Raw genomic sequence first — 25798 nt, 5'->3', positions numbered from 1 at the left:
GATCGCCGCCGCCATTGCTTCCGGTCTGTCGGACTTGATCGCGCGAACACGCCACGTGGCGGCGAAAATCTACGCGCCACGCATGCATCAACTGGTCCGGACCATTGTGAAGCGCACGCCGCACGCACTCGGTGCGATGGCTAACCGAACGAGCGAATCGGCAGCCGCAGTCGCGTCCGGATGGGATTCATCGCGCGCCGGTGCGTTGGTCGGGCGACTTGCGTACGCGAGCGAGCGGATTGGACAGATAGCGGATCGCGCGATTGCTCAGCGTTGACGAGGGCAGCAAGCACGCGAGCGACAACACGGTGACCGCCACCTTCTTGGCCGGGCGCCAGAACGGGTTGCGCAGCACGGTGTGCCAGTAGCGTCCCGATTCGCACAGGAACCAGCGCCAGCGCCGCGCGAGCGGCGCGCGATACAGCGTGCTCGCGAAGCGCGCCTTCTCGATGGCGAAGTCGAGCGGGGCCATCGGTAGCGCTTCCCGCAACCGCGTGCCGGCAAGCGTGCGCAGGATCGACCAGCGGCGTTCGGCCTTCAATGCACCGGTTGCCGCGTCTTCCGAGTTGGCGAGCGCGAGGGCCGGGCCGTCGGCCGCGCTTGCGTTCGACTGCTGGTGCATGCGATAGCCGCCGAGCGTCGCATCGATCATGTGGACGGCACCGAGCAGCGCGATGCCGTAGATCGCGTAGAAATCGGCGCCATGGAGATTGTCGGCAGTGACGGGCACCGGAAAAATGCGTTTCAGCGCAGCGACCTGGTACGCATTGCCCGATGCAGGCGGCGACGGGTACAGCCAGCCCGCGCGCAACAGGCGGCCGCAATCCGTATCGATCACCGACTGCGGCACGCTCGCGCCGGTTCGCGCGCCATCGTGCGCGATCACGTCGAGCCGGAAATGGACCTTCACGAAATCGCCGGATGCGAACGCGGCGAGCACGCGTGCCGCGGCGTCGGCATAGAGCAGGTCGTCCGCGTCGAGCAGGATGACGTAGCTCGACGTGACGTGCTCCAGCGCGCGGTTGTACGCGGCAACCTGACCGCGATTCTCCTGGAACACCGCGGCAATGCGCTCGCCATACGAGCGAATGATGTCGCGCGAATCGTCGGTCGACCCGTCATCGACGATCAGAACGCGGACGCCGTGCGCGGTCTGTGCGAGCGCCGAGTCGATCGCGTCGCGCAGGTACTTGCCGTGGTTGTAGTTGCAGATTGCGATGGTCAGGTCGGTCATGTGCGGAAGTCGGACGGGCGCGCGGACGATCGGGGTCATGATACGGATCGCGCGGCTGCGCACAGTTCGCGAGCCTACCGTTCGGGAGTGCGCGCGCGCATGGCATATCGCGTCGTCGATGCGGTACTGGAGCGCTTGGTCTGATGACGCACCGAAGCCGTTCGGAGCCCCTGATCTAATCGACGTTGGAGCGTCGCCGCTTTCGTCGGCTTAGCGGACAGGCCACGCAGCCGGCCGTCAATACGTGCGGTTCGACGTGCACGAAGACTTGTCAGGGAACGATACGATATGCATGAATTGCAACGCCTGTCGCGCTTTGTGGTCGCCGGCATGTGCATGGCGGGCGCGCTATCGTGGCCGGCGCTCGCCGCGCCCGCCACCTCCGCGACCCAACCGGCCGCGCTTGATGCGGCGGTACCGGACGCGTACGTGCGTCCGGACCCCGCCGCGGCCGATCAGGGCGACGCGCTGCAACGCGCGCTCGACGCGCTGCGGCCGGGGCAGCGGCTTGTATTCGCACCGGGGCGGTATGTCGTCGGCCGGTCCCTCGTCGTGCGGCAGGCGCGTGTGGTGCTGTCGGGCTTCGGCGCGACGCTGATCGCGACAGCGCCGAACGATCAGACGATCGAGTTGCACGGCGACGGTACGACGCTCGTCGGGTTCCGGCTCACGGGAACCGGCACCACGCGTCTCACGACGCCGGAGTCGACGAAGATCGAGGTAACGGGGCGCGACGTGCAAGTGCTCGACAACGTCGTCGACGGTGGCGCAGGCGCGGGCATTTTCGTGTTCGGCGGTGCGGATGTCGCGATCGTCGGCAACGAGGTGCTGTCGACGCTGGCGGACGGCATTCACATGACGCACGGCTCGCGCAACGTGCTGGTGCAGGGCAACGTCGTGCGTGGAACCGGCGACGACATGATCGCCGTCGTGAGCTACCAGGCGGAAGGCGTGCTGACCCGCAACGTGATGATTACCGGCAACTCGCTGGAGGGCAACCCGTGGGGCCGCGGCATCACCGTCGTCGGCGGCGCGAACGTGACGATTTCAAACAACATCGTGCGCAACGTGCAGGTCAGCGCCGGGATTCTCGTCGCTCAGGAAGACAGCAACCGCACGGTCGGCTCGTCTGACGTCCGGATCGAGCGCAACGTGATTGCCGATATCCAGACGGCGACAGGTCGGACCGATTCGCGTCCGCTCACGCAGCAAGCAGCGATCGAGGTCAGCACGTGGTCCGGTTCGGTGTCGCGCGTGACCGTGATCGGCAATCGCGTTTCGAATGCACGATTCGATGGCATTCGGTTGTGGGGCAACGTGTCGGACATACGGCTGGCGGACAATCAGCTGTCGGGGATCGGCGGCATGCCGGTGCGGGTCGGACCTGAACCGGATTGCGCCGCCGGCGCGTCCGCGGGTTCGTCCGCGAACCATCGGGCAAGGGGCGCGCCGTGCACGAGCACGCGCCTGTCTCGGCCCGGCGCGCCCGACGCCGTCGGCGCCGATACGTCACTGCTGCCACGCGTGCGCGAATCCGTCAGACGGGCGCGCTGGTCCCAACGCGGCGTCGATTGATCGTGCGGGGCGCGGCCAACGCGCCGGCGCGATTCGCATGCACCTGTCCGACGCTCGTCCGGCTAACCGGGTTCTCCGGCCGAGAGCGATACGACCGGCTCGGGTTGCGCGGAAGTCGTCCTTGACGATGGCTGAACCGTCCCGACGACCGCCCGCCCATACTGATCGTCGAACCGCACGATATCGTCCTCGCCGAGATAGTTGCCCGATTGCACCTCGATGATTTCGAGCGGGATCCGGCCGGGATTCTCGAGTCGATGCACTTCGCCGACGGCGATATACGTCGATTCGTTCTCGCACAGCAGGAACGTCTCGGCGCCGCGCGTGACCTTCGCGGTGCCGCGCACCACGATCCAGTGCTCGGCACGGTGATAATGCATCTGCAGCGACAACTGCCTGCCGGGTTCGACGACGATCCGCTTCACCTGGAAGCGCTCGCCGAAATCGATCGAATCGTAATGGCCCCACGGCCGCTGCACCTTGCGGTGCTCGCTCGCCTGCGGGCGCTGGTCGGTCTTCAGGCGCGCGACGATGTTCTTCACGCGCTGCACGTCGTGCTTGTTCGCGACCAGCACCGCATCGGCCGTCTCGATCACGACGACGTCCTTCATCCCGACGCACGCGATGAGGCGGCCTTCGGAGCGCACGAGGCTGTCCTGCGTATCCTCGAACACGATCGGCCCGCGCGCGACGTTGCCCTGATCGTCCTTCGGCATGATTTCCCAGATCGCGTCCCACGTGCCGACGTCCGACCAGCCGGCCGCGAGCGGCACCACGATGCCTTCGATGCCGAGCTCGCCGTGTTGCGCGAGGCGCTCCATCACCGCATAGTCGATCGAATCCGACGGGCACGCGTCGAAGGCCGCCGCATCGATCCGGAAAAACGGATCGTCGGCGACGCCCGCGCGCCACGCGTTCTCGCAGGCGGCGTGGATGTCCGGCGCGAGCGCGCCGATCGCCTTCAGCCAGACCGATGCGCGCGTGACGAAGATCCCGCTGTTCCACCAGTAATCGCCCGATTGCAGATAGCGTTCGGCGAGCGCCGCATCGGGTTTTTCGACGAAACGCCCGATCGCGTAGCCGCCCTGGCTGCCGTGGCGGCCCGAGCGCGGCTCGCCGACCTGGATGTAGCCGTAGCCCGTCTCCGCGCGGCGCGGCAGCACGCCGAGCGTGACGATCGCGCCTTCCTGCGCATAGCGCGCCGCGCGTGCGATCGCGTCCTGGAACGCGCCGACGTCGACGATCACGTGATCGGCCGGCATCACGGCGAGCACGGGGTCGTCCGCGAGCGCGCTCGCGTCGAGCGCGGCCAGCGTCAGCGCGGGCGCGGTGTTGCGCGCGGCCGGCTCCAGCAGGATGCGGGCGGGCGCCGAGCGGCCGTGCACCTGCTCGGCGCTCATGAAGCGATGCTGTTCGCCGCAGACGAGCAGCAGCGTATCGCCGAGCGACGCGTTCGCGATGCCGTTCAGGCGGCGCGCCGTCGCCGACAGCGGCGACTCGTTCGAGACCAGCTCGATCAGTTGCTTCGGATACTGCTCGCGCGACAGCGGCCACAGCCGCGTGCCGGAGCCGCCGGCGAGAATCACCGGCAGGATGCTCGGCAGATCGGGCTCGGGAACCGGGCGAAGGGTAGGGGTCATCGGTTCGCTCCGGTATCGGCGGGTAGCCGGGTGCGCGCGCGGCCGTCCGCGCGCGTGTCGTCGTTGCGGGAGACGGAAACGGCCCGCGACAGCAGGTGACGCAGCGCGCCGGCTGCACGGTCGGCCGACCGTACCAGGCCGACGAACGGCGCACCCTGTTCGAGATACGGGCCGTAGGCCTTGCGGAATCCGAACTGTTTGTAGAACGCCTGACGCGGCGCGGGGACGTGCGTGCGCACCGCGGTGTCCGGCCATGCGGCCTGCGCGGCGGTGAGCGCGCGCCCGATCAGGCGTTCGAGCGTGTCGTCGTCGCGGCAGCTTTCGCTCGTCAGCACCTTGTCGATCACGACGTCCGGATCGATGTCGTCGCCGGGCAGGATGCGCGCGTACGCGGCGACTTCCGTCGTGTCGCCGTTGCGCACGCTCGCATAGACGTGCAGCGCGCCCGCGTCCTTGCCGTCGATGTCGAGATGCGTGTGCGCATCCTCGACCACCAGCACGGCGTTGCGCGCGCGCAGGATTGCGTAGAGATCGACGGCGCTCAGGTGTTCGAATTCACAACAATGCCATTCCATGATGCGGTCCTCGCGTGATGCCTTCGGCACGCCGCGCCGCACGGACGCGGTCGTTCCGTGCGGCGCGGCGATCTTCATCATCCGGATGCGGGGTGCGGCGGTCTGTTCGAAAGCGTACTCACGCTCCGGATTCGCATGCACGGCGCGGGATACGACGCGACGTGCGCGTCACGGGAGCGTCGCAATGTGCGATAGCACACACCGTCGGGGCCGGTGCCTTTTCATAATTGCTTCATCGTGGCGGCCTGCAATGAAGCGCGGCCGACATCGCGCGCAAAACGGGTCACCGGGACGCGGGACCGAGGATTGCGGTGGTTCGCGACCGGCCGGTCGCGCGCTTGCACCGTCGTGGTGATCGGCCGGTGGGTTTGCTTCGGGTCGCGACGTGCGCGGTGGCCGATCGCGCCGGGAGGGCCGTCATGCTGCACCGCACGGCGCGCGGGCGTGCGTCCGATGCCCGGCGCCCGGCACCCGAGCCTGTCGGCGGGGAATTCGCCGAAAGGAGGCTGCGCGGCGCGAGGCCGGTGATTACGACGTGTAACGGCCGGGCGGCCCGCGCGCCGGCGCAAGGCGATGCGGCGACCCGCCGGCGCGCGCGATTATGCGGTCCGGACGCGCGGTCCCACGCACTTTTGGGAGATTTCGGTGAAAATCGCAGGTAATCAATCGTATCAATCTTGCGGAAAAGTAGTATTTGCCACTGATTGACGGGAATGGTCGGAGATAATCAAATCTCAGTGGTCAAAAGCGCGCAGCGCGGGGCCACGGGCAGCGTAACCGACTGATTCAGGATTATCTTTTGGTAACAAGGTCATCTCGAAACGGGGTGTAGATTCAGGTGCGGATGAAATGGGGCGGTCAATCCGGGCGCGGTTTGGCAGCCCTCCGGTTCAGCATCGGGCGCGACTGTCGTGTACGACGCGACGCACATGCGGACGGAATGTCCGTTTGCCGGCGTGCCCCGCCTGACGGCGGGTCGCTTCAAAGCCGGAATGTCATGGCTCCCGCAGCCGCGCATTCCGTTCGAGTTCGATGACAACGAGGCCGGATGACATCCGGCTCGACCTCCGGGGGTTTTCGCCGTGTGCAGTTTCGATCTTCGCCAAGGCTGCGGAAACGCAGCGCGGAAGGGCGGCCATGCGCCGCCGGCCGCAGCGCACGCGGACGGTTCGCGGAGTGCAGAGAGTGACGGTTCGTTATGAATATGCCAATAACGCGCGATAAGAGCGCCGGCGCGGGGAGCGGTAACGGGCAGCGTCCGCTGATTTACTGGACGCAGTCGCCGTCCGTGATGCTGCGAAAGGAATTGTCGCGCCGCGACTGGAAAGTGACGGTCGTCGCGCATGCGAACGACCTGCGCGACACGTCCGGCGAAATTACCTGCGGCATTCTCGATCTGAGCGGTGGCCATGCCGATGCAATCGGCAGCATCGCGTCGACCTGCGCGTCGATGCGCGACGTCGTCTGGGTGGCGCTCGTGGACGTCGGCCAGACGGCGTCGCCGAACGTGCGCGCGCTGTTGCGCGACTACTGCTTCGACTACGTGACGCTGCCGGCGTCGCACCAGCGGATCGCCGATACGGTCGGCCATGCCTATGGCATGGAGTGCCTGTTCGCGCGCGATCGCGAACAGCTCGAATCGGAGGAAAAGGGCATCGTCGGCACCTGCAGCGCGATGTTGCGGCTGTTCGATACGGTGCGGCGTTTCGCGCGCACCGACGCACCGGTGTTCGTGTTCGGCGAAACGGGAACCGGCAAGGAGCTCACGGCCGTCGCGATCCACCGTCATTCGGAGCGGCGCAACGGCCCGTTCGTCGCAGTCAACTGCGGCGCGATTCCGCCGCATCTGCTGCAGTCCGAGCTGTTCGGCTATGAGCGCGGCGCGTTTACCGGCGCGAACGCGCGCAAGATCGGCTACGTCGAGGCCGCGAACGGCGGCACGCTGCTGCTCGACGAAATCGGCGACCTGCCGCATGAAAGCCAGGCGAGCCTACTGCGGTTTTTGCAGGAACGTTCGATTCATCGTCTTGGCGGCAGCGATCCGGTGCCGGTCGATGTCCGGATCGTGTCGGCGACGCACGTCGACCTGCGCGACGCGATGGAGGAAGGGCGTTTCCGCGCCGACCTGTTCCACCGGCTGTGCGTGATGCGCATCGACCAGCCGCCGCTGCGCGCGCGCGGCAAGGACATCGAACTGCTCGCGCACCACATGCTCGAACGCTTCCGCGGCGATGCGCGCCATCGCGTGCGCGGCTTTTCGACGGATGCGATCACGGCGCTCTACAAGCACGACTGGCCGGGCAATGTCCGCGAACTGATCAACCGCGTGCGCCGTGCGGTCGTAATGACGGAGGGGCGCCTGATCACCGCGCAGGATCTCGAGCTCGAATACTGTCTCGATGCGGCGTCGCCGTCGGTCGCCGACATCCGCAAGTCGATCGAGCGCGAGGCGATCGAAACCGCGTTATTGCGGACGCGCGGACGCGTCGCCGCTTCGGCGCGCGAGCTCGGCGTGTCGCGCGCGACGCTGTATCGCTGGATGGAGGCGTACGGCATCGAGCGACCGCGCGGGACGGGCTCGTCCGACTGATATGCGCCGGCATGACGCTCGCGCCGGACGCGAGCGTCGTGTCAGCCGGCCTGCGTGGCGCGCACCGCGCGCGCGGCGTTGACGGCCCGGATTTCCACCGTGGGCGCGACGTAGTCGTCGGCCGCCGCGAGCTTCCCGTCCGTTCGCAATGGAATGAGCGCGATGCGCGCAGGCGTGCCGGGCGCGAGATGGAACCAGTCGTCGCTCGGCATGAAGCCCGGCGCGTCGATCTGCACGTGGCGGGCGACGTGTCGCGTGTCGATGTCGACGTGCCAGGTCGCGCCGGTGCGCGACACGCATGCCTCGATCCCCGGTTCGCGACGCGCCAGCACGGCCGGATGCGTACGGGACGGAAAATGGAACGCCTGCGACAGCAGCGTGCCGTCGTCGGCGCGTAAGGTCGCTACGACCGTATCGTGTTCGCAGGGGCCGAAGCGGTACGCGTAGGTCCAGTCGAAGAAGCGGCCGAGCAGCTCGGCCGAGCCGAGCCGTACCGTGTCGTGCGCGGCGATCCGCACCGGGGAGCCGGCCCGCGCGACCGGCGTGCGGCCGTCGCGCAGCGCGACCAGCTCGATCGCGGCCGACAGCGGCGCCGGGCGTTCGTTGACCACATGCACGTCGAGCCCGTTCAGGCCTTCGTCGACGAGCAGCACCTGGATCGGCTGCAGCACCTGACGCAGCGCATACCAAGCCGATTTCGGCCGGTGCGCGGCGTCGATCACGCCCCATCCGGCGCCCGGCATCACGTCCTGGAACTGCCACACGAGCGCGCCCGCGCAACGCGAACCGGTGTGCCGCCATTCGGAAAACGTCTCGCGCATCACGTCCGCGATCACCGCACGCGACAGCTCGAGGTAGCGCGCCGGGTCCTCGCGCCGCAGCCGGTCGGGCACGACGTCGTACAGCGTCTGCAGATAATGGTCGCGGATATCGTCGAAATCCCACGACGTGCCGGGGTCGCGGGGCACGGCCGCCTTCCAGCGCGGTTCGTGCACGCCCGGCCAGCCGAGTTCCGCGAGCGTCGCATCGCCCGGCACGTTCGCGAACGCGAGGCATTCGCTCGCAAAGCGCACGTCCGCGCGGCGCGCGTCGTCGAGCGGGCGCAGATACGCGCCGACGCCGTAGTAGTGCGACACGCGTTCGCGCGGCATGAACGGCAGCACGCCGCCGTCGGGCGAATCGGGCACGTACGGGACGTCGGGGCGGTGTGCGGCCGCGTGGCCGGCCAGCCGGTCGGCGGTCAGCTCGACGAAGCGCTGCTTCGGCCCGAGCCCCGACATCGCGGCCTGCTGCGCGATCTCGCTGCCGCCGCACAGCACCGCAAGCGACGGCGAAGGGCCGTGACGCGACAGGAACTGGCTCGCCTCGCGATCGACGTTGGCCGCGAACGCGGGATCGTCGAGCGCGTAATCGAAGTTCGCGAAACCGAAGTCCTGCCAGACCAGCAACCCGAGCCGGTCGCACCATGCGTGGAACGCGTCGGCCTCGTAGGTCATCGTGCCGCCGACGCGAATCATGTTGAAGCCGGCGTCGCACGCGAGCCCCAGCAGGCGGCCGTAGGTCGCGTCGTCCGCGTGCAGCGCGAGCGGCGCGGCGCTGCTCCAGCATGCGCCGCGCGCGAATACGGGCACGCCGTTGATGCGCAGTCCGAAACCCTTGCCGTCGGCGCCGGCGTCGACGTCGATCGTGCGAAAACCCGTCGAGCCCAGCGACCGGCGCGCATCGCCGATATGCAGCGCGATCTCGTAGAGCGCCGGTTCACCGTGCGTATGCGGCCACCAGCGGCGCACGTTCGGTATCGCGACGCTCGTGCGCAGCCGGTCGGCGCCGGCGCGTTCGAGCGTCGCGTGATGTTCGCCGCATGACAGCCGCGCCGCGAACATGTCGGGCAGCGGCGCGGCGAACGTCAGTTCCGCATCGAGCCAGCCCGTGTCGCCTTCGACGCGTGCATGCAGTTTGCAATCGGTAAGAATGGGCCCGTCGGACGGATCGAGCACGTCGATGGGCCGCCATGGGCCGGTGGGCACATACGGCGGGAACCAGCCCGGCATATGGCCGAACAGCGACGTGCGGATCGTGCGCAGCGCGGCCGGTTCGGCCAGCCGCGTGCGCCAGCGTGCACGGCGCGTCGCGCGCGCGTCGCGCAGGTGCGGCGCGAGCGCGCGGAAACAGACGGTCAGCCGGTGCGTGCCGTCGAGCGATACGGGCACGTCGTGCGCGACGAACATGCTGTCCGAGCAGTGGATCGGCGTGTCGTCGAGCCAGGCCTGCGCGAGCGTCGCGAGGCCGTGAAAGCGCAGGATGCGCAGCCCGCGCCCGCGCAGCTCGAGCCGATACCAGTGGTCGCGCTCGTCGAGCGACGCGGCTTCGTCGAGCCGGCCGGCCAGCGCGAGCGCCTGCGCGACCGTGCCGGGCACCGGCGCCGCGATCCAGCCGTCGTGGTCGGCCGGGAGGTCGCGCGGCTCGCGCACGGCGCCCGCGGCCGTCGCCCGCATCGACCATGCGGGCAGCGTGCGCGCGCGCGTCACCGCATGGCCGGCACGGGCGCTGCGTTGGCGCGCACGGGCGTCACGTGCCGCAGCGGCGCGCCGATCTGCCGCGCGCACGCGACGAGGTCGGCGTACGCAGCCTCGATCGCTTCGAGCGTCGCATCGCCGCGTTCTTCCTTGCCGCGTGCGCACGCACGCGCGAGCCGAAATTCGAGCACCATCGCTTCGGACGCGATGCGATCGCACGCGGCGCGGATCTCGGCGAACGGCCCGGTGCAGCCGCTGGCGTGCAGCCAGCGCGCATAGTGGCCGAACAGTTCGAAATTCGCGCCGAGCTGCCGCACCGAATTGAACGAGTACGCATGGAAGCGTTCGAGCGGCGCTTCCGCGAGGATCTGCGCATCGGTCTGCAACTGCCGGCGGAACGCCGCGATCGGATCGACGACCGGCAGGCGCCGCAGGTGGCGCTGCAACGCGGCGAGCGAGGCTTCGCACAGCGCGCGCTCGTCGAGCGGCGCAAAGCGTCGCTTCGCGCATTCGACATACGGCGGCAGCGTCATCGGCGAACTCGCGCCGATGAGCCCGTTGTAGTCGAAATCCTCGGCAACGTAATAGCCGCTGTTGTGGAAGTAGCCGATCTGGTGCTTCTCGCGGTCGATCGCGTCGATGCCGATCGTCGTCTTCGTATGCTGCGTGCGGTAGCTGGTGCCGCGCGTATCGGGCAGGAACCACGCGTCGACCTCGACGATCATCAGGTGGCCACGCGCGACCTGCGTCTCGATGTGCTGGTCGAGCGGCTCGTAGATCGAATGCTCCTGCACGACGATCCCGTAGAGCCGCTCCAGTTCGTCGTGCGGAAACTTGAAGAACGTGAACTGGTCGCCCTCGAAATCGAGCGCGATCGTGAACGGCAGCGCCGCATACGGATTGAGGCCCCACCAGCGGAGCACCTCGAGCCACATGTCGACGTAGCAGTTGGTCTGCTTCCAGACCATCTCCTGACTGTGCAGCGGGTGCGGCCGGTAGTGGCGCGCGCGGTGGCGCACGCCCTCGAACGACGCGTCTTCGCCGTCGCGGGAAACGAACCTCATCGCGCGCCCCACAGCACGTCGCGCACGTCGCTCGGCCATGCGTCGATGTCGAAGCCGTGGTGGCGGAACAGCGCGAGCGTGAGCCGCTCGAGGCCGAAGCCGACGCAGCCCGTGTGCGCGGCATCGCCGGTCGCGGTGCGGATGTCCCACAGCAGTCCGAAGTGGTCCATGTGGTAGTTGAAGCTCAGGCACGCGGTCTGCCGGTCGTCGTGCTCGATCGGAATCAGCAGCTCGAACTTCAGGTTCTGCTCGCGCTGGCTGTCCGCGACGATCTTGCCGCCGCGCCCGAAGAACGGGTCGTTCGCGAGATCGATCGCATTCGGCAGGCGCAGCGCGTCGATCATCCGCGTGCCGCGTTCGATCCATGTCTCGCGGAACGAGACGATCTGCTCGGGCGTGCCGATCCGCACGTACTCGCGCATCCGGAACAACTGCATGCGGGTCGGGTCGAGCGACGGTTCGTGACGGAAGCAGTACGAGAACACGTCGACGATCCGGCCGTCGGCGGGCAGCGCGCCCGCGCGCGCGACGACGGGATATACGGGGTAGCACGCGGCCGGCGTCATCACGACGTAGGTCGGCTTCTGGTTTTCGGTCCAGTCGTCGCCGCGATCGAGGCATTGCAGCACGCGCTGATGCTGGCGTTCGTCGCCGCAGAACGCATGCACGCTGCCCGCCAGTTGCGGAAAGCTCTTCATGTATTCGCTGCGCTCGAACTCGGTGCGGCTCATCGCCGGCGGGAAGCGCAGCACTTCGGCCCGCTGGTCGGCGCCGAGGCGCGTGACGAACGCGTCGAGCGCTTCGACCACGCGCTCGAATCGTTCGCTGCGGCCGAACAGGCCCTGGATGCCGGTCGAGACCAGCAGGCCCGCATCGATCAGCGCGTCGCGCAGCGGATTGACACCCGCGCGGTCGAGCGGTGCGTCGGCGGGAACGGAGGGGGCGGAAGCGGCAGAGGGCACGGCGAGGCGATCGTTCACGTATGTTTCTCCAGCGTCGCGGGACGCAGCGCGAGCAACAGGCTCGCAGTGTTGGCGGCAATGCGGTCGTTGCTGATCATCAGCGGCGCCGCGTGCAGGTCGCGAATGTGGCGGCCGATGCTGAACGGCGTGCCTTGCTTGTAGCCCGCCATCCCGCAGATCATCATCGCCTGGTGCGCGACCTCGAGCGCGGTCGCCGACACGTAGGTCTTCAGCGTATTGATCTCGGCGGCCCATGCCATGCCGGCCGACCACGAGCGGGCCGACGCGTTCGCGTGGAGGCGCAGCACGTTGTCGACGCGCGCCTGCATCGCCTGCATCAGCGCGAGCGATTCGGCGATGCGCCGCGCGGCGGGCGACGGCGCGCCATCGGTCTGGCGCGCCTGCGCGCGGAAGAACTGGTGCGCGCGATGGAACGCGTCGCCGGCCACGCCGATCCACACCGCGGCCCACAGGATGTGCGAGACCGGCACCATCGTTTCCTCGGCGATCTTCGCGAACGGCACCGGCAGGCATTGCACGGCGGCGCCCTGCGCGTCGAGCACGAAGCCGTTGCTGCACGTGCCGCGCATGCCGAGTGTGTCCCATTCGCCGCGGCGCGTGAGGGTATAGCCGTCGCGCAGCAGCGTGACGAGCACCTGCTCGGAAGCCGGCGCATCCGCATCGCGTCGCGCGGTGGCGAGAATGCCGTCCGCGTAGTCGCCGTACGAGATCGTCGGCGCGGATTTGTGCAGCCGGAACCCGCCGCCGTCGATCTCGAGCGCGCACTGGCTCGCGCGCAGGTTGCCGCCGACGCCGTCTTCCGACGTGGCCGACGCGAGCAGCCACTGGTGACGCACGACCTGCTGCAGGAACAGCTTGTGCCAGCCCTGGTCGGCGGCATGGTCGACGATGCATGCCACCTGGATCTGGTGCATCGCGAACACCATCGCCGACGACGCGCACGCCTGGCCGAGGATCGAGCAGGCCGACGCGATGTCTTCCAGCGACGCGCCAGCGCCGCCGAGATGGGCCGGCACCATCGCGCCGAGCAGCCGGCGCGCGCGCATCGCCTCGATTGCCTCGACGGGGCAGCGCGCGTCGCGATCGACCGCATCGGCATGCTGCGCGGCGATCTGCGCGACGGCATGCGCGGCCTCGTCGAGCCGATGCGAATCGCTGTCGGACGCGAGTTCGGGAAGCAGCGCGCTCATGCGGAGTGCTCGGTGCGTTGCAGCGTGGCGATCGTGTCCGCGAGCGCGTCGATGCTGCGGAACAGGTTGCGGTTCAGCATCTCGTCGGGAATCTCGATGTTGAACTGCTTTTCGATCGCGAGCATCAGCTGGATCGTATCGAGCGAGGAGAGGCCCGCTTCGTAGAGGTCGTCCCCGTCGCCGATCGAGTCGATCGCGGCTTCGAGATGGGCGACGTGCTTCAGGATGGTTCTGATTTCGTTTTTCACGTGCTGCTCCGGCGTGCGTGGTGTCGTCCGCTCGGGCAGACGCGCGATAAGCGCTGACATCCCCCCGGCAGTCCGGCATCAGTAGACCATCGGCAGCCCCGGCGTTCTGTTCGCCACCCTACAAACGGCTGACCCGGCACGCGGGCGGCGCCGAAACGCCGCCCCGACCCGGCGCGCCGATCACGCGCGCGACGCGGCCGGCACGCCGGAGTCGGCCGACAGGATGCGCTTCATCTCGTCGCGCACGATCGCGCGGCAGCCGCACGACATTTTTTCGAGGCCGTCGAGGTCCGCGAGCTCGATCGAGCTGCGGTATTGCCGGATCAGGCCGAGCTTCTGGATTTCGCCGGCGGCGTCCGTGACCGTTTCGCGTCGTACGCCGAGCATTTGCGCGAGCATGCTGTGCGTCACCTGGATCTCGATGCTGCGCGTGCGGTCGAACGCGAGCAGGAACCATCTGCATAACTGATGTTTGAGCACGTGATGACGGCTGCAGAACGTGATCTGCGCGACCTGTGCCATCAGCAGCCGCACGCAGACGAACACGAGATGGCGGATCACCGGCGACGCCTCGAACGCGGTCGCGAAGACGCGCCGGTCGAGCCGGTAGACGAAGCCGTCGCGGCACGCGACCGCGCGGCAGGGCATCCGGCCGCTGCCGCCGATCACGTCGTCGCAGACCACGCTTTCGCTGCCGATCTCCGCGACTTCCAGCGTCATGCCGCCGGACGACACGTACTGCAGCGAAATCGCGGTCGTGATCGGCAGGTAGACGGCGGCGAGCATTTCGCCGGGTTCGCACAGCACTTGCCCGGATTTCAGGTGAACGAGTTGCAGGTGGGGCGTCAGCGTGGCGAGTTCGTCGCGGTCGATGGCCGCGAGAAACCGGTTGGCGTCGAAGCTGTGGGAAAGCTCGATCATGCCGTTCGCATAAGCGACGGCGTCGGTGGCCTGATGAGTCACGGCGCATCCTCGCAGGTGGGCGGTCGCGCGTCGTTGCGGCGAATCCCGGAATGGAAATCGCACGATCGTGCGGACTTTGTTGATCAAAAAAACGGAATGACGATACTCGCGAAAAAGGCTAGCACGCAATTGAATTCGGCCAATTCGACCTTTTGCCATTTCACAAAGTTTGACGATTTCGACTGCACGCAAACGTTATGTCGATTTAAGAATTCCTTTCTCCGGAATTAATCATCCGGAAATGGAATCGTGAACATGCTTGTCATTCTATGTCGACCGGAATCAATCGGACAACGTGACGAATCGTACAGAGAAAGTGGCGGGAAGACATTGAACATTATTTGACAAATAAATGGGGTCATCCAGATTTTGTATTTATATCAACGGCTTGCGGGCGATATGTGCGGTGGTGGACAGAGTGGGGAATTAGTGTGCCGATTCAAATTTGAGACAGTTTGAAACGAGCGTGTGCGGTGCGGCGACGCCGGGAAATGCTGCGCCGCACATCACGGAAACAATTGAAAATCGGCTGTAAGTATTTGAACGATAAGCATCGCGACCCCAACGCCGGCGTCCCGAGCCGGCGCGCGGGAATTGATCAGTCGAATGCGTGCTGTGTCCGTCGTATGGGGGAGTGTCCGGAAATGAGACGTTTTTTCGGTTTTGGGGTTGGTTATTCGGGGGCTCTAAATCGGATGTGATTCATATATTAAGGACGGGCGGCTATTGGCACGTAAATCGCTTATTCGGGCTGGCGTGTCGAAACGGGGCAGTCGACTCAATTCGGCGTTGACAAGCCGATGATCAGTCGGATTCAGGGTTGTGGGCCGCAACCGCTGTCAACGTCCGGGCGCGCATCGCGATAACGAGTTCCGTGCCTGCCGCTGGCGGCGCGGACGATAAAAGGGATACAGACATGCTTCATCTTCACTCGAGCTATTCGGCGAACGCCATTCTTGCTGCCCTCCCGGAGGACAGCATCCGCGCCATCGCCCCGCATCTCGAACTGGTCAGGATCAAGGCCGGGATGCTCGACCGGGTCGGCGAGCCGATGCGTCATCTGCATTTTCCGACGACGGCGATGATGTCGGTGCAGCACCTGATGGAGGACGGTGCGATGGTCGAGGTGGCGGTGGTCGGCCGCGAGGGTGTGGTCGGGCTGGGGACGCTGGTCGGCGGTATCGCCGCGTCGAGCCGGGTCGAAGTGCGCATCGGCGGAATGGCCTATCGCGTGCCGAGTTGCGTGATGCGCGCCGAATTCGAGCGGTCGGCGCAGACCTACCGGCTGTTGCTCAACATCTGCCAGGCGACGATGGCGCAGATCTCGCGCAGCGCGCTGTGCAACCGGCATCACTCGGTCAGCGAGCAGCTCAGCCGCTGGCTGCTGCTCGCGCACGACCGGATCGACGGCGACGAGCTGGCCGTCACGCAGCAGACGATCGCGAACATGCTCGGCGTGCGGCGCGAAGGCGTGACGGAAGCGGCCGGGAACCTGCAGGAAGCCGGGCTGATCCGACAACGCCGCGGCCGCATCACGGTGCTCGACCGCGACGGCCTCGAACATCACGCGTGCGAATGCTACAGCCTGATTCGCGCCGACTATCGGCGGTTGCTCGGCACGCGCGAGCATGCGAGGCCGGCGACGATTCGCCCGCGCATGCCGGACGCGTACCGCGGATTCCCCGCGCATGGTGCGTGACGATGCAGTCGATGTCCGGTGGAACGAATGCGATCCGGCGTGCCGCGATCGCGGCGGCCGACGTCGTGCTCGTGCTGGCCGGGGCGCTCGCCGCGCAGGCGGCGTCGGGGCTCGGTTGGCATGCGCTGTCCGACGCGCAGCGCGGCGCGATCGCACTGCTGTGCGTGCTGACGGTGGCGCTGCTGCCGCGCTACCTGCGCACCGTGCGCGGCGGCGTGGCGGTGCGGGGCGGTGCGCACGTGTTGACACACACGCTGGTGGCCGTGGTGTGCGCGAGCGTGCTGACGGTGGCCGGCACGATGTGGATCATGAATCGCGGCGGCACCGTGACGACCCGCTGGATCGCGCGCACGGTGCTGGCCGGCGACGCGGCGCTGCTGCTCGGCCGCGCGGCGCTGCTGGCGTTCGCGCTGACGCGTGGCGACCCGCGTGCGCGGCAGCGCCGCGTCGCCATCGTCGGCGCGACGGCTTACGGGCGCGTGGCGATCGAGCGGATGCAGCTCGCGCCGAACGGCCCGTTCGCGGCCGCGTGCGTATTCGACGACGATGCGCCGGCCGCCGCGGGCGGCATCGGCGGCGTACCGGTGATCGACGACTGGAACGCGTTGCGCGAGCGGATTCGCGGCGGCGACATCGACGAGGTATGGCTCACGCTGCCGATGTCGCACGAGTGGCGGATCCAGCGGATCGTGCGCGAGTTGCGCGACGAGTTCGTCGAGTTGCGGCTGTTGCCCGACGTGCGGCAGATGGCGGTCGTCGATCGTTCCGCGACCGACGTGCTCGGCATGCCGGCGATCAATCTCGCGACCACGCCGCGCTCCGCGCCTGAGCTGTGGGCCAAGTTCGCGTTCGACCGGCTGTTTGCGTTCGGCGTGCTGATTCCGTTGCTGCCGCTGCTGACGATGCTCGCGATCGCGGTCAAGCTGTCGTCGCCGGGGCCCGTGCTGTTCAGGCAGCGCCGCAAGGGCGTCGACGGCCGCGAGTTCGACATCCTGAAGTTCCGGACGATGCGCGTGCATCGCGTGCAGCCGGGCGTCGTGCGGCAGGCGTCGCGCAACGATTCGCGCATCACGCGCGTCGGCGCGTTCCTGCGGCGCACGTCGCTCGACGAGTTGCCGCAGTTCTTCAACGTGCTGTTCGGGCAGATGTCGGTGGTCGGCCCGCGTCCGCACGCGATCGAACACGACGACTTGTATCGGCAACTGATCGACTGCTACATGTACCGCTACCGCGTACGGCCCGGCATTACCGGATGGGCGCAGGTGAACGGCTATCGCGGCGAAACGCGCAAGGTCGAGGCGATGGCGGCGCGCGTGAAGTTCGATCTGTTCTACATGCAGAACTGGAGCTTCTGGTTCGACATCAAGATCATCCTGCTGACGGTGGTGCGCGGCTTCATCGGGCGCAACGCGTTCTGAGGATCCCGAATGATTGCAGCAGCGCTGCGCGAGCGATCGTATCGACCGCGCGATGCCGGTCCGCGGGCGCGGAAAGAACCGCGGCGACCGCACGGGAAATTGCTGCGCTGCGGGTGTGCCGACGGGCTGCGCCGCCCGCGCCGCCAGGCGGGGATTGCGCGTCCGTCCCCAGTTTCCGCACCGCTGCCGCTGCGTGAACGGCACGCTGATTCCGGTCAACACACGCGTGTTCAATGGGTTTATCCTGCGTCGAATGCGTCCGGCGTTTCGCGTCCGGCCGCCCATCCGGATGCGACCGCGCAGGTCATGCCTGCGCGCCGCGCACCGGTGCGATACCGCGCGCCGCTCTTGTTTCGCGCGGAACCCGGAACAGGAGAGACGGCCATGTCGCTCGACCCACGACAACGGCAGACGCTGAAGCAGCGGCTGAACGAGAGCGAGCAGGCGCTGCGTGCGGAGATCCGCGCGAGCGAAGACCAGCGCGCGTCGGAATCCTATGCGGAGCTTGCCGGCGCGGCGCCGGACGAGGGCGACGAGGCGAACGCGGACCTCTTCGTCGACGTCGACCATGCGTTGATCGGCATGAAGCTGACGGAGCTGCGCGCGGTTGGCCGCGCGCAGCAGCGGATGCGCGACGGCAGTTACGGCGAATGCATCGACTGCGACGGCTCGGTCGGCTACGAGCGCCTGCTGGCGCGCCCGACCGCCGAACGCTGCACGCATTGCCAGTCGCTCTACGAGCGGCGCTACGCGACGACCCCGCGCGCATCGCTCTGACGTCGTGCGTGCGTACGCTCGCCGACCATGGCCGCGACATCCGGACGATGATCGCGAACGGCGACAATCCCGGGAAGATTCCGTCGATCGGGCGCGGCTGGCTGACGCGGCATGACGTGCTGAACACGCGCACGCTCGCGCAACCGCAGCCGCGCTGGCGCGCACGATGGGCGGTGCGGGCAGCACCGGCGGCAGCGGCACGCAGCGGAGCCGGTCGAAGGGTGCGTGAACGCGTCGCGCCCGGCCGCCACGCGTTCGACTCATGCCGGCAAGCTCATCCGAGTACGCCGGTCGCCGGGACGTAGGGCAGCCCGAGCGCCAGCGCGACCGCTTCGTACGTGATATGGCCGTCGCACACGTTCAGGCCCGCGCGCAGATGCGGATCGTCGAGCATCGCCTGTTTCCAGCCCTTGTCGGCGAGCGCGAGCGCATGGCCGAGCGTTGCATTGTTCAGCGCAAAGGTCGACGTGCGCGCGACCGCGCCGGGCATGTTCGCGACACAGTAGTGGACCACCCCGTCGACGACGAAGGTCGGCGCAGCATGCGTGGTCGCATGCGAAGTCTCGAAGCATCCGCCCTGGTCGATCGCGACGTCGACGACGACCGCCCCCTTGCGCATCGTCGCGATCATGTCGCGCGTGACGAGCCGCGGCGCCGATGCGCCCGGCACGAGCACGGCGCCGATCACGACGTCGGCATCGCGCACGGCTTCGTCGACCGTATGCGCATTCGAGCAGACGGTCGCGATCCGGTTGGCGAACACGAGATCGAGCTGGCGCAGCCGGTTCACGTTGGTGTCGAGCACGGTGACGCGCGCACCCAGGCCCACCGCCATCTGCAGCGCGCCGGTGCCCACCACACCCGCGCCGAGCACGACGACGTGCGCGGCCGGCACGCCCGGCACGCCGGCCATCAGCACGCCGCGGCCGCCGCGCGGGCTTTCGAGGTGGGTCGCCGCGACCTGGATCGACATGCGCCCCGCGACTTCGCTCATCGGTGCGAGCAACGGCAGGCCGCCGCCGGGGCCCGTCACGGTTTCGTAGGCGATGCAGACCGCGCCGGATTTCACGAGCGCGGTGGCCTGATCGGGATCGGGCGCGAGATGCAGATACGTGTAGAGGATCTGGCCGCGCCGCAGCATCGCGCATTCGGCCGGCTGCGGCTCCTTGACCTTGATGATCATGTCGGCGCGCGCGAAGATTTCGTCCGCGCCGTCGCTGAGCAATGCGCCCGCGGCCGTGTAGTCGTCGTCGAGCAGGCCGATCGCCGTGCCCGCGCCGCGCTGCACGAGCACGCGATGGCCGTGCCGCGTGAGTTCGCGCGCGCCGGCCGGCGTGAGGCCGACGCGGTATTCGTGGTTCTTGATCTCTTTCGGCACACCGATCAGCATGAGTCGCCTCCATGGCCTTCGTTATCGTCGTCGTGCGGGCAGCCGGTTGCACAGCGGCGTGCCGATCGCAGTACTGGAATAACAGCGTAGTGGTGCGCGGAGGGAAGTCAAGCAGCCGGCTCGCGCGACGACGCATCCGCACTGCAGCGCAGCATGCGCGGCGACCGGTTGCGACCGGACGTCGCAATGCGCGCGTGGCCGGGTTTCGGTATCGTCGTGCGTGGCGCGGGCCGGGGCCGCGTGCCGAATCCTTTCGGCAACACAACGGGACGAGGACATCGATCGACATGACAGGTGCGTATTTCAGCGTGCCGACGCTTTGCGCCATCGCGCTCGTGCACGTCTACTGGGCGTTCGGCGGCCGGCTGGGCAAGCGTGCGGCCATTCCGGAGCAGGACGGCGTACCGCTGTTGCGGCCGACTGCCGTCGGCACGCTTGCCGTCGCGGCGGCACTGCTGGGCGGCGCAGGCGTGGTCGCCGCGCGTGCCGGCTGGCTCGGGCGCAACGCGTATCCCTGCACGATCGCGTTCGCGGTCGTTGCGCTCGCATTGATCTTCGCGGTGCGGGCCGTCGGCGATTTCCGCTACGTCGGCTTCTTCAAGCGGATTCGCGGGTCGCGTTTCGCGCGGATGGACACGCTGTATTACTCGCCGCTGTGCGCGGCGCTGGCGTTGTCGATCGCGTCGATGTTCTGGCCGTGGTGAGTGGCGGCCGGCGCACGGCTCACTCCGTGCGCGTATCGTCGATCAACGCTACGTATTCGGCCGGCACGGCATCGGTCAGCCAGACGCCGTTTTCGGCGACGAAGAACGTATGGCCTTGCCGATGCATGCGCCGCGCATCGACTTCGAGGATCGCGGGCACGCCGTAGCGCGCACCGACGGCCAGCGCCGTGCGGACGTCTGCCGACAGGTGTACGTGATGACGGGCGCCGGGTTTCAGCCCTTGCGCGCGAATCGAATCGAGGAAGCGCGTCGCCGTGCCGTGATAGAGGCGCTCGGGCGGTTGCGCGGCCGGATATTGGCGCTGCACGGCGGCCGTCGAATGGCCCTGTACCGCGCGGATGCGTTGACCGTCATCCGACAGCGCGAAGCGCTGCTTGTCGCTGGTTGCGCACACGCTTTCGATCGTCGCGCGATCGAGCTGGCGTCCGTGACGGGCGGCGCCGGCGATCAGTTCGTCGATGTCGGCCCAGCCTTCGGCGTCCAGTTGGAGGCCGATGGCCTGCGGCTCGTGGCGCAGTAGGTAGCTCAGATATTTGCTGATGCCGGTCGCATCGGGCGCCGGCTGTTTGTTTTTCTCGGTATTCATGAGTTGCGGAGGCTACCAGAGCGCGCTGCAACTCGATACCGTCATCTGTCCGGGCGTCGCCGGAAAGCGACACGCGCGCGCCGCAGCTGATCGTCCGCCCGGCCGGGAAGCTGTCCGCTATCTCGCCATCCTTGCACATTCCGGCTTCCGAATTTCCCATTGTTGCTAATTTCGATGCACTGAATTGCATTGAACCCCCTGGCAATGGAACCGGTTCCAGCTATAATTCGCCCGCACTCGTCGCCGGACCCGAAAGAGGTCGTGCGCGTTGCGCTTGCCGTGGGCAGACGCGACGTCTAAGTTGAACACGGGTCATGGGCGATGACGGACAGATGCAGGCCGATGCCGGTATTTGTCCGACGATAGGCCCGCAAAGAGGTCGATCCGCGCAGCGCGCCGCCGGCATCCGCGGCGCCGCGCGGCCGCAACGAGGGCGTCCCCGCGAATCGCGGCCGGCCGCCAGCATCGAGGTTGTGCGCAACACACGAAAGAACAGGGCAACCGGCCGCCTGCGGCACGGCTGCCTGCCGGGCACGCGGCATGCGGAATGCGCGCGTCCGAACCCCGATCCCCAACGATCAACATCCGACCATGTCCACGCCACCTGACAAACCCAATTCGCGTCGCCGTTTCCTGCGCACATCGGTCGCGCTCGTGCCGATCGCGTCGGTCGCCGGCTGCGACCTGCGCTCGTCGTCGTCGCCGTCCGCGACGACGGCCGGCAACGCGTCCGCTGCGTCGGCCGGCGCCGACCGCGCGCCGTACAAGCCGACCTTTTTCGATGCGAAGGAATGGGCGTTCGTCCAGGCCGCGGTCGACCGGCTGATTCCGGCCGACGCCGAAGGCCCCGGCGCGCTCGAAGCGGGCGTGCCCGAATTCATCGATCGCCAGATGGAGACGCCGTATGCGCACGGCGCGACGTGGTACATGCAGGGGCCGTTCCAGCAGGGCGTGCCGGAGCTCGGCTACCAGTTGAAGCTGGTGCCGCGCGACATCTACCGGCTCGGCATCGCGGCGGTCAACCGCTATTGCGAAAAAGCGCACGGCAAGGCGTTCGCGGATCTCGACGCGCCGACGCGCGACGCCGTGCTCGGCGCGCTGGAGAAGGGCGGCGCGCAGATCGACGACGTCCCGCCCGGCCTGTTCCTCGGCCAGTTGCTGCAGAACACGCGCGAAGGCTACTTCTGCGATCCGGTGCATGGCGGCAATCGCGACATGGCCGCGTGGAAGATGATCGGTTTCCCGGGCGCGCGCGCGGACTTCATGGATTTCGTCAACCAGAGCGGCAAGCCCTATCCGTACGGCCCCGTCTCGATCAACGGGGAGCGCAGCTGATGGCCGCAGACAAGAAGCCGCATGTCGATGCGGTAATCGTCGGTTTCGGCTGGACCGGCGCGATACTCGCGAAGGAACTGACCGAAGCGGGCCTGAACGTCGTCGCGCTCGAGCGCGGCGAATATCGCGACACCTACCCGGACGGCGCGTATCCGAACACGATCGACGAGCTGACCTACAACATCCGCAAGAAGCTGTTCCTCGACCTGTCGAAGACGACCGTGTCGATCCGCCACGGCCTGCAGGACACCGCGCTGCCGTACCGGCAGCTCGCCGCGTTCCTGCCGGGCGAAGGCGTCGGCGGTGCGGGGCTGCACTGGTCGGGCGTGCACTTCCGGATCACGCCGGAAGAGCTGCGCCTGCGCAGCCACTATGAAGAGCGCTACGGCAAGAAGTTCATCCCCGAAGGGATGACGATCCAGGATACGGGCGTCACGTACGACGAGCTCGAGCCGCATTTCGATTTCGCCGAGAAGGTGTTCGGCACGTCGGGGCAGGCGTACAAGGTCGGCGGCAAGGTGGTCGGCGACGGCAACGTGTTCGAGGCGAACCGCAGCGACAATTTCCCGCTGCCCGCGCAGCTCAACACGTATTCGGCGCAACGCTTCTTCGATGCCGCGCACTCGCTCGGGCTGCATCCGTACAGGCTGCCGTCGGCGAACACGTCGGGCCCGTACACGAACCCGTACGGCGTGCAGATGGGCCCGTGCAACTTCTGCGGCTACTGCAGCGGCTACGCGTGCTACATGTATTCGAAGGCGTCGCCGAACCTGAACATCCTGCCCGCGCTGAAGCAGGCGCCGAACTTCGAGCTGCGCTCGAAGTGCCACGTGCTGCGCGTCGACCTCGACGACACGAAGAAGCGGGCGACCGGCGTGACCTACGTCGATCCGGCCGGGCGCGAGGTGCACCAGCCGGCCGATCTCGTGATCGTGGCCGCGTTCCAGTATCACAACGTGCACTTGCTGCTGCTGTCGGGCATCGGCAAGCCGTACGACCCGATCTCGGGCGAAGGCGTGGTCGGCCGCAATTTCGCCTACCAGAACCTGTCGACGATCAAGGCGTTCTTCGACAAGGATACCTACACGAATCCGTTCATCGGCGCGGGCGGCAACGGCGTCGCGGTGGACGACTTCAACGCGGACAACTTCGACCACGGCCCGCTCGGTTTCGTCGGCGGCTCGCCGCTGTGGGTGAACCAGGCCGGCGTGAAGCCGATCAGCGGCATCGCGACGCCGCCCGGCACGCCGCAGTGGGGCTCGGCGTGGAAGAAGGCCGTCAAGGACAACTACGCGCACACGATCTCGATGGATGCGCACGGCACCAACATGTCGTACCGCGACGTGTATCTCGACCTCGATCCGACCTATCGCGATTCGTACGGCCAGCCGCTGTTGCGGATGACGTTCGACTGGAAGGACAACGACATCAAGATGGCGCAGTACGTGACCGGCCAGATGAAGAAGATCGCGGAAGCGATGGGGCCGAAGGCGATCGGCGTGTCGACGCGCGAGTTCGGCAAGCACTTCGACTCGCGCCAGTACCAGACGACCCACCTCGTCGGCGGCGCGATCATGGGCACCGACCCGAAGACGAGCGTGCTGAACCGCTACCTGCAGTGCTGGGACGTGCACAACGTGTTCGTGATGGGCGCATCGGCGCTGCCGCAGGGCATCGGCTACAACCCGACCGGGATCATCGCGGCGCTGGCCTACTGGTCGGCCCGCGCGATTCGCGAGCAATACCTGAAAAATCCCGCCCCGCTGGTGACCGTATGAAGAGGACGATGACCCACCACAACGCCGCGCGCCGCGTTTCTCCGCTGCGGCGCGCGCTGGCGATCGGCTCGGCATGGGCGGCATTCGGCCTCGCGGGTGGAACCGCGTTCGCACAGCCGGCGTCCGCGCCGACCGCGGCTTCGGGCCCGGCGGCTGCACCTGCCGCCCAGTCGGCCGACGCGGCCCTCGTCAAGCGCGGCGAATATCTTGCGCGCGCAGGCGACTGCATCGCCTGCCACACCGCGAGCGGCGGCAAGCCGTTCGCGGGCGGGCTGAAATTCGACACGCCGATCGGCGCGATCTACTCGACGAACATCACGCCGGACGCGAAGACGGGCCTCGGCGGCTGGACCTACGACGACTTCACGCGTGCTGTGCGCGAAGGCGTGCGCAAGAACGGCGACACGATGTATCCGGCGATGCCGTTTCCGTCGTACGCGCGGCTGACCGACGACGACATGAAGGCGCTGTATGCGTACTTCATGCACGGCGTCGCGCCGGTCGAGCACGAGAACCGCAAGGTCGACATCGTGTGGCCGCTGTCGATGCGCTGGCCGCTCGGCATCTGGCGCAAGCTGTTCGCGCCGTCGCCGAAGCCGTTCGACGCGGCGTCGTACCCCGACCCGGTCGTCGCGCGCGGCGCATATCTGGTGCAGGGGCTCGGCCACTGCGGCGCGTGCCACACGCCGCGCGCGCCAACGATGCAGGAGCGCGGCCTGACCGACGCCGATGGCCTCGACTTCCTGGCCGGCGGCGCGGCGATTGACGGCTGGGTGCCGACGAGCCTGCGCGGCGAGCCGCGCACCGGCCTCGGCACGTGGAACGAAACCGAGATCGTGCAGTTCCTGAAGACCGGCCGCACGCTGCGCACGGCCGCGTTCGGCGGGATGACGGACGTGGTCGGCCACAGCATGCAGCACATGACCGACGACGACCTGAACGCGATCGCGCGCTACCTGAAGACGTTGCCGCCGCGCGTGCAGGGCGAGCGGCCGCACGTGTACGACGCGGCCGCGGCGAAGGCGCTGCAGACCGGCGACGCGAGCAAGCCGGGCGCGGCCGTCTATCGCGACAACTGCATGGCTTGCCACCGCAGCGATGGCCACGGCTACACGCGCGTGTTCCCGGCGCTCGCCGGCAACCCGGTCGTGCAGGGCGACGACCCGACGTCGCTGATCCACGTCGTGCTGGAAGGCAGCGCGCTGCAGGGCACGCGCACCGCGCCGTCGACCTTCACGATGCCGCCGTTCGGCTGGCGGCTGTCGGACCAGGAAGTCGCGGACGTGTCGAACTTCGTGCGCACGAGCTGGGGCAACACGGGCGCGCCGGTGACGGCCGCGCAGGTCGCGAAGGTGCGCAAGAGCGTGCCGTCGACGCGGCCCGAGCCGCCGCCGGGCGCGCGGTTCCCGCAAGCGTCGCGCTGACCGGAGCGGCGGGGCGCGAGCCCCGCCTGCTGCTGGGGTGGCGCCCACGCGCGGCGGGTCCGCGCGACGCCTTTCCCTTCGCCGGGGT

Annotated in this window: 20 protein-coding genes; 9 read left to right on the top strand and 11 right to left on the bottom strand. The window is 67.9% G+C overall.

Features of this window, described 5'->3' with window-relative positions; all coding sequences use genetic code 11:
• Positions 1-187: 187 nt before the first annotated feature.
• Positions 188-1234 carry a glycosyltransferase family A protein gene (locus J8I35_RS10930; protein ID WP_209925367.1) on the bottom strand — a complete coding sequence of 349 codons (1047 nt, stop codon included), beginning with the start codon at positions 1232-1234 and terminating at the stop codon, positions 188-190.
• Between the two features lie 288 nt (positions 1235-1522).
• On the opposite strand from J8I35_RS10930, the gene J8I35_RS10925 reads away from it, so the two are divergent.
• Positions 1523-2809, top strand: coding sequence for a right-handed parallel beta-helix repeat-containing protein (locus J8I35_RS10925; RefSeq protein ID WP_209925359.1), 1287 nt, complete (start codon positions 1523-1525; stop codon positions 2807-2809).
• A gap of 62 nt (positions 2810-2871) precedes the next feature.
• Here the strand turns inward: J8I35_RS10925 and J8I35_RS10920 are convergent, their stop codons facing one another.
• Together J8I35_RS10920 and J8I35_RS10915 are read right to left on the bottom strand one after the other, a co-directional pair.
• Entirely contained in the window at positions 2872-4449 is a 1578-nt protein-coding gene (locus J8I35_RS10920) for a mannose-1-phosphate guanylyltransferase/mannose-6-phosphate isomerase (protein ID WP_124594676.1), read from the bottom strand.
• Positions 4446-5024, bottom strand: a complete 579-nt coding sequence (locus J8I35_RS10915; protein WP_050011082.1) for a drug:proton antiporter — start codon at positions 5022-5024, stop codon at positions 4446-4448. Before J8I35_RS10915 ends, J8I35_RS10920 begins: the two co-directional genes overlap by 4 nt.
• A gap of 1198 nt (positions 5025-6222) precedes the next feature.
• Between J8I35_RS10915 and J8I35_RS10910 the strand changes: the two genes are divergently transcribed.
• The gene (locus J8I35_RS10910) at positions 6223-7614 is read left to right on the top strand and encodes a sigma-54 dependent transcriptional regulator (RefSeq protein WP_175976070.1); all 1392 of its coding nucleotides are present in this window, start codon (positions 6223-6225) and stop codon (positions 7612-7614) included.
• A gap of 41 nt (positions 7615-7655) precedes the next feature.
• Here the strand turns inward: J8I35_RS10910 and J8I35_RS10905 are convergent, their stop codons facing one another.
• From J8I35_RS10905 to J8I35_RS10880, 6 genes are all read right to left on the bottom strand, one after another.
• Positions 7656-10142: a glycoside hydrolase family 2 protein gene (locus tag J8I35_RS10905; protein WP_209925356.1), complete on the bottom strand. Its 2487-nt coding sequence runs from the start codon at positions 10140-10142 to the stop codon at positions 7656-7658.
• Positions 10139-11194: a DUF1839 family protein gene (locus J8I35_RS10900; protein ID WP_050011084.1), complete on the bottom strand. Its 1056-nt coding sequence runs from the start codon at positions 11192-11194 to the stop codon at positions 10139-10141. The genes J8I35_RS10905 and J8I35_RS10900 overlap by 4 nt, the downstream gene beginning before the upstream one ends.
• Complete coding sequence (locus J8I35_RS10895) at positions 11191-12174, bottom strand: amino acid--[acyl-carrier-protein] ligase (RefSeq protein ID WP_209925354.1); 984 nt, start codon at positions 12172-12174, stop codon at positions 11191-11193. The genes J8I35_RS10900 and J8I35_RS10895 overlap by 4 nt, the downstream gene beginning before the upstream one ends.
• A complete protein-coding gene (locus tag J8I35_RS10890; protein ID WP_209925352.1) occupies positions 12171-13367 on the bottom strand; it encodes an acyl-CoA dehydrogenase family protein in 1197 nt (398 codons plus the stop codon). The genes J8I35_RS10895 and J8I35_RS10890 overlap by 4 nt, the downstream gene beginning before the upstream one ends.
• Positions 13364-13615, bottom strand: a complete 252-nt coding sequence (locus J8I35_RS10885; protein ID WP_006490451.1) for an acyl carrier protein — start codon at positions 13613-13615, stop codon at positions 13364-13366. The genes J8I35_RS10890 and J8I35_RS10885 overlap by 4 nt, the downstream gene beginning before the upstream one ends.
• A gap of 180 nt (positions 13616-13795) precedes the next feature.
• Positions 13796-14578, bottom strand: coding sequence for a Crp/Fnr family transcriptional regulator (locus tag J8I35_RS10880; RefSeq protein ID WP_209925351.1), 783 nt, complete (start codon positions 14576-14578; stop codon positions 13796-13798).
• A gap of 916 nt (positions 14579-15494) precedes the next feature.
• Here J8I35_RS10880 and J8I35_RS10875 point away from each other — a divergent pair.
• The 3 genes from J8I35_RS10875 (at position 15495) to J8I35_RS10865 (ending at position 18472) form a co-directional block, all read left to right on the top strand.
• On the top strand, positions 15495-16277 hold the full coding sequence (locus J8I35_RS10875) for a Crp/Fnr family transcriptional regulator (RefSeq protein ID WP_050010874.1): 783 nt from the start codon (positions 15495-15497) through the stop codon (positions 16275-16277).
• A gap of 11 nt (positions 16278-16288) precedes the next feature.
• A complete protein-coding gene (locus J8I35_RS10870; RefSeq protein WP_050011086.1) occupies positions 16289-17695 on the top strand; it encodes an undecaprenyl-phosphate glucose phosphotransferase in 1407 nt (468 codons plus the stop codon).
• A gap of 384 nt (positions 17696-18079) precedes the next feature.
• Positions 18080-18472 carry a TraR/DksA family transcriptional regulator gene (locus J8I35_RS10865; RefSeq protein WP_050010876.1) on the top strand — a complete coding sequence of 131 codons (393 nt, stop codon included), beginning with the start codon at positions 18080-18082 and terminating at the stop codon, positions 18470-18472.
• Between the two features lie 274 nt (positions 18473-18746).
• Here J8I35_RS10865 and ald read toward each other — a convergent pair whose 3' ends face one another.
• Entirely contained in the window at positions 18747-19862 is a 1116-nt protein-coding gene (gene ald / locus J8I35_RS10860; protein WP_209925350.1) for an alanine dehydrogenase, read from the bottom strand.
• A gap of 287 nt (positions 19863-20149) precedes the next feature.
• Here ald and J8I35_RS10855 point away from each other — a divergent pair, with 287 nt between their 5' ends.
• Positions 20150-20566: a DUF3995 domain-containing protein gene (locus J8I35_RS10855; protein WP_050010881.1), complete on the top strand. Its 417-nt coding sequence runs from the start codon at positions 20150-20152 to the stop codon at positions 20564-20566.
• A 19-nt stretch (positions 20567-20585) separates the two neighbouring features.
• Here J8I35_RS10855 and J8I35_RS10850 read toward each other — a convergent pair whose 3' ends face one another.
• Positions 20586-21173: an RNA 2'-phosphotransferase gene (locus tag J8I35_RS10850; RefSeq protein ID WP_209925349.1), complete on the bottom strand. Its 588-nt coding sequence runs from the start codon at positions 21171-21173 to the stop codon at positions 20586-20588.
• 591 nt (positions 21174-21764) lie between these two features.
• On the opposite strand from J8I35_RS10850, the gene J8I35_RS10845 reads away from it, so the two are divergent.
• From J8I35_RS10845 to J8I35_RS10835, 3 genes are read left to right on the top strand one after another with little or no spacing between them, the layout of a single operon-like run.
• On the top strand, positions 21765-22508 hold the full coding sequence (locus J8I35_RS10845) for a gluconate 2-dehydrogenase subunit 3 family protein (protein ID WP_124594681.1): 744 nt from the start codon (positions 21765-21767) through the stop codon (positions 22506-22508).
• Positions 22508-24286, top strand: a complete 1779-nt coding sequence (locus J8I35_RS10840; protein WP_011547848.1) for a GMC family oxidoreductase — start codon at positions 22508-22510, stop codon at positions 24284-24286. Before J8I35_RS10845 ends, J8I35_RS10840 begins: the two co-directional genes overlap by 1 nt.
• Positions 24283-25710 carry a cytochrome c gene (locus J8I35_RS10835; RefSeq protein WP_209925348.1) on the top strand — a complete coding sequence of 476 codons (1428 nt, stop codon included), beginning with the start codon at positions 24283-24285 and terminating at the stop codon, positions 25708-25710. Before J8I35_RS10840 ends, J8I35_RS10835 begins: the two co-directional genes overlap by 4 nt.
• Positions 25711-25798 lie beyond the last annotated feature (88 nt).

It is taken from the genome of Burkholderia sp. CpTa8-5 (genome assembly GCF_017815045.1).
Lineage (GTDB): Bacteria > Pseudomonadota > Gammaproteobacteria > Burkholderiales > Burkholderiaceae > Burkholderia > Burkholderia sola.
This window is presented reverse-complemented; position numbering and strand designations above follow the sequence as displayed.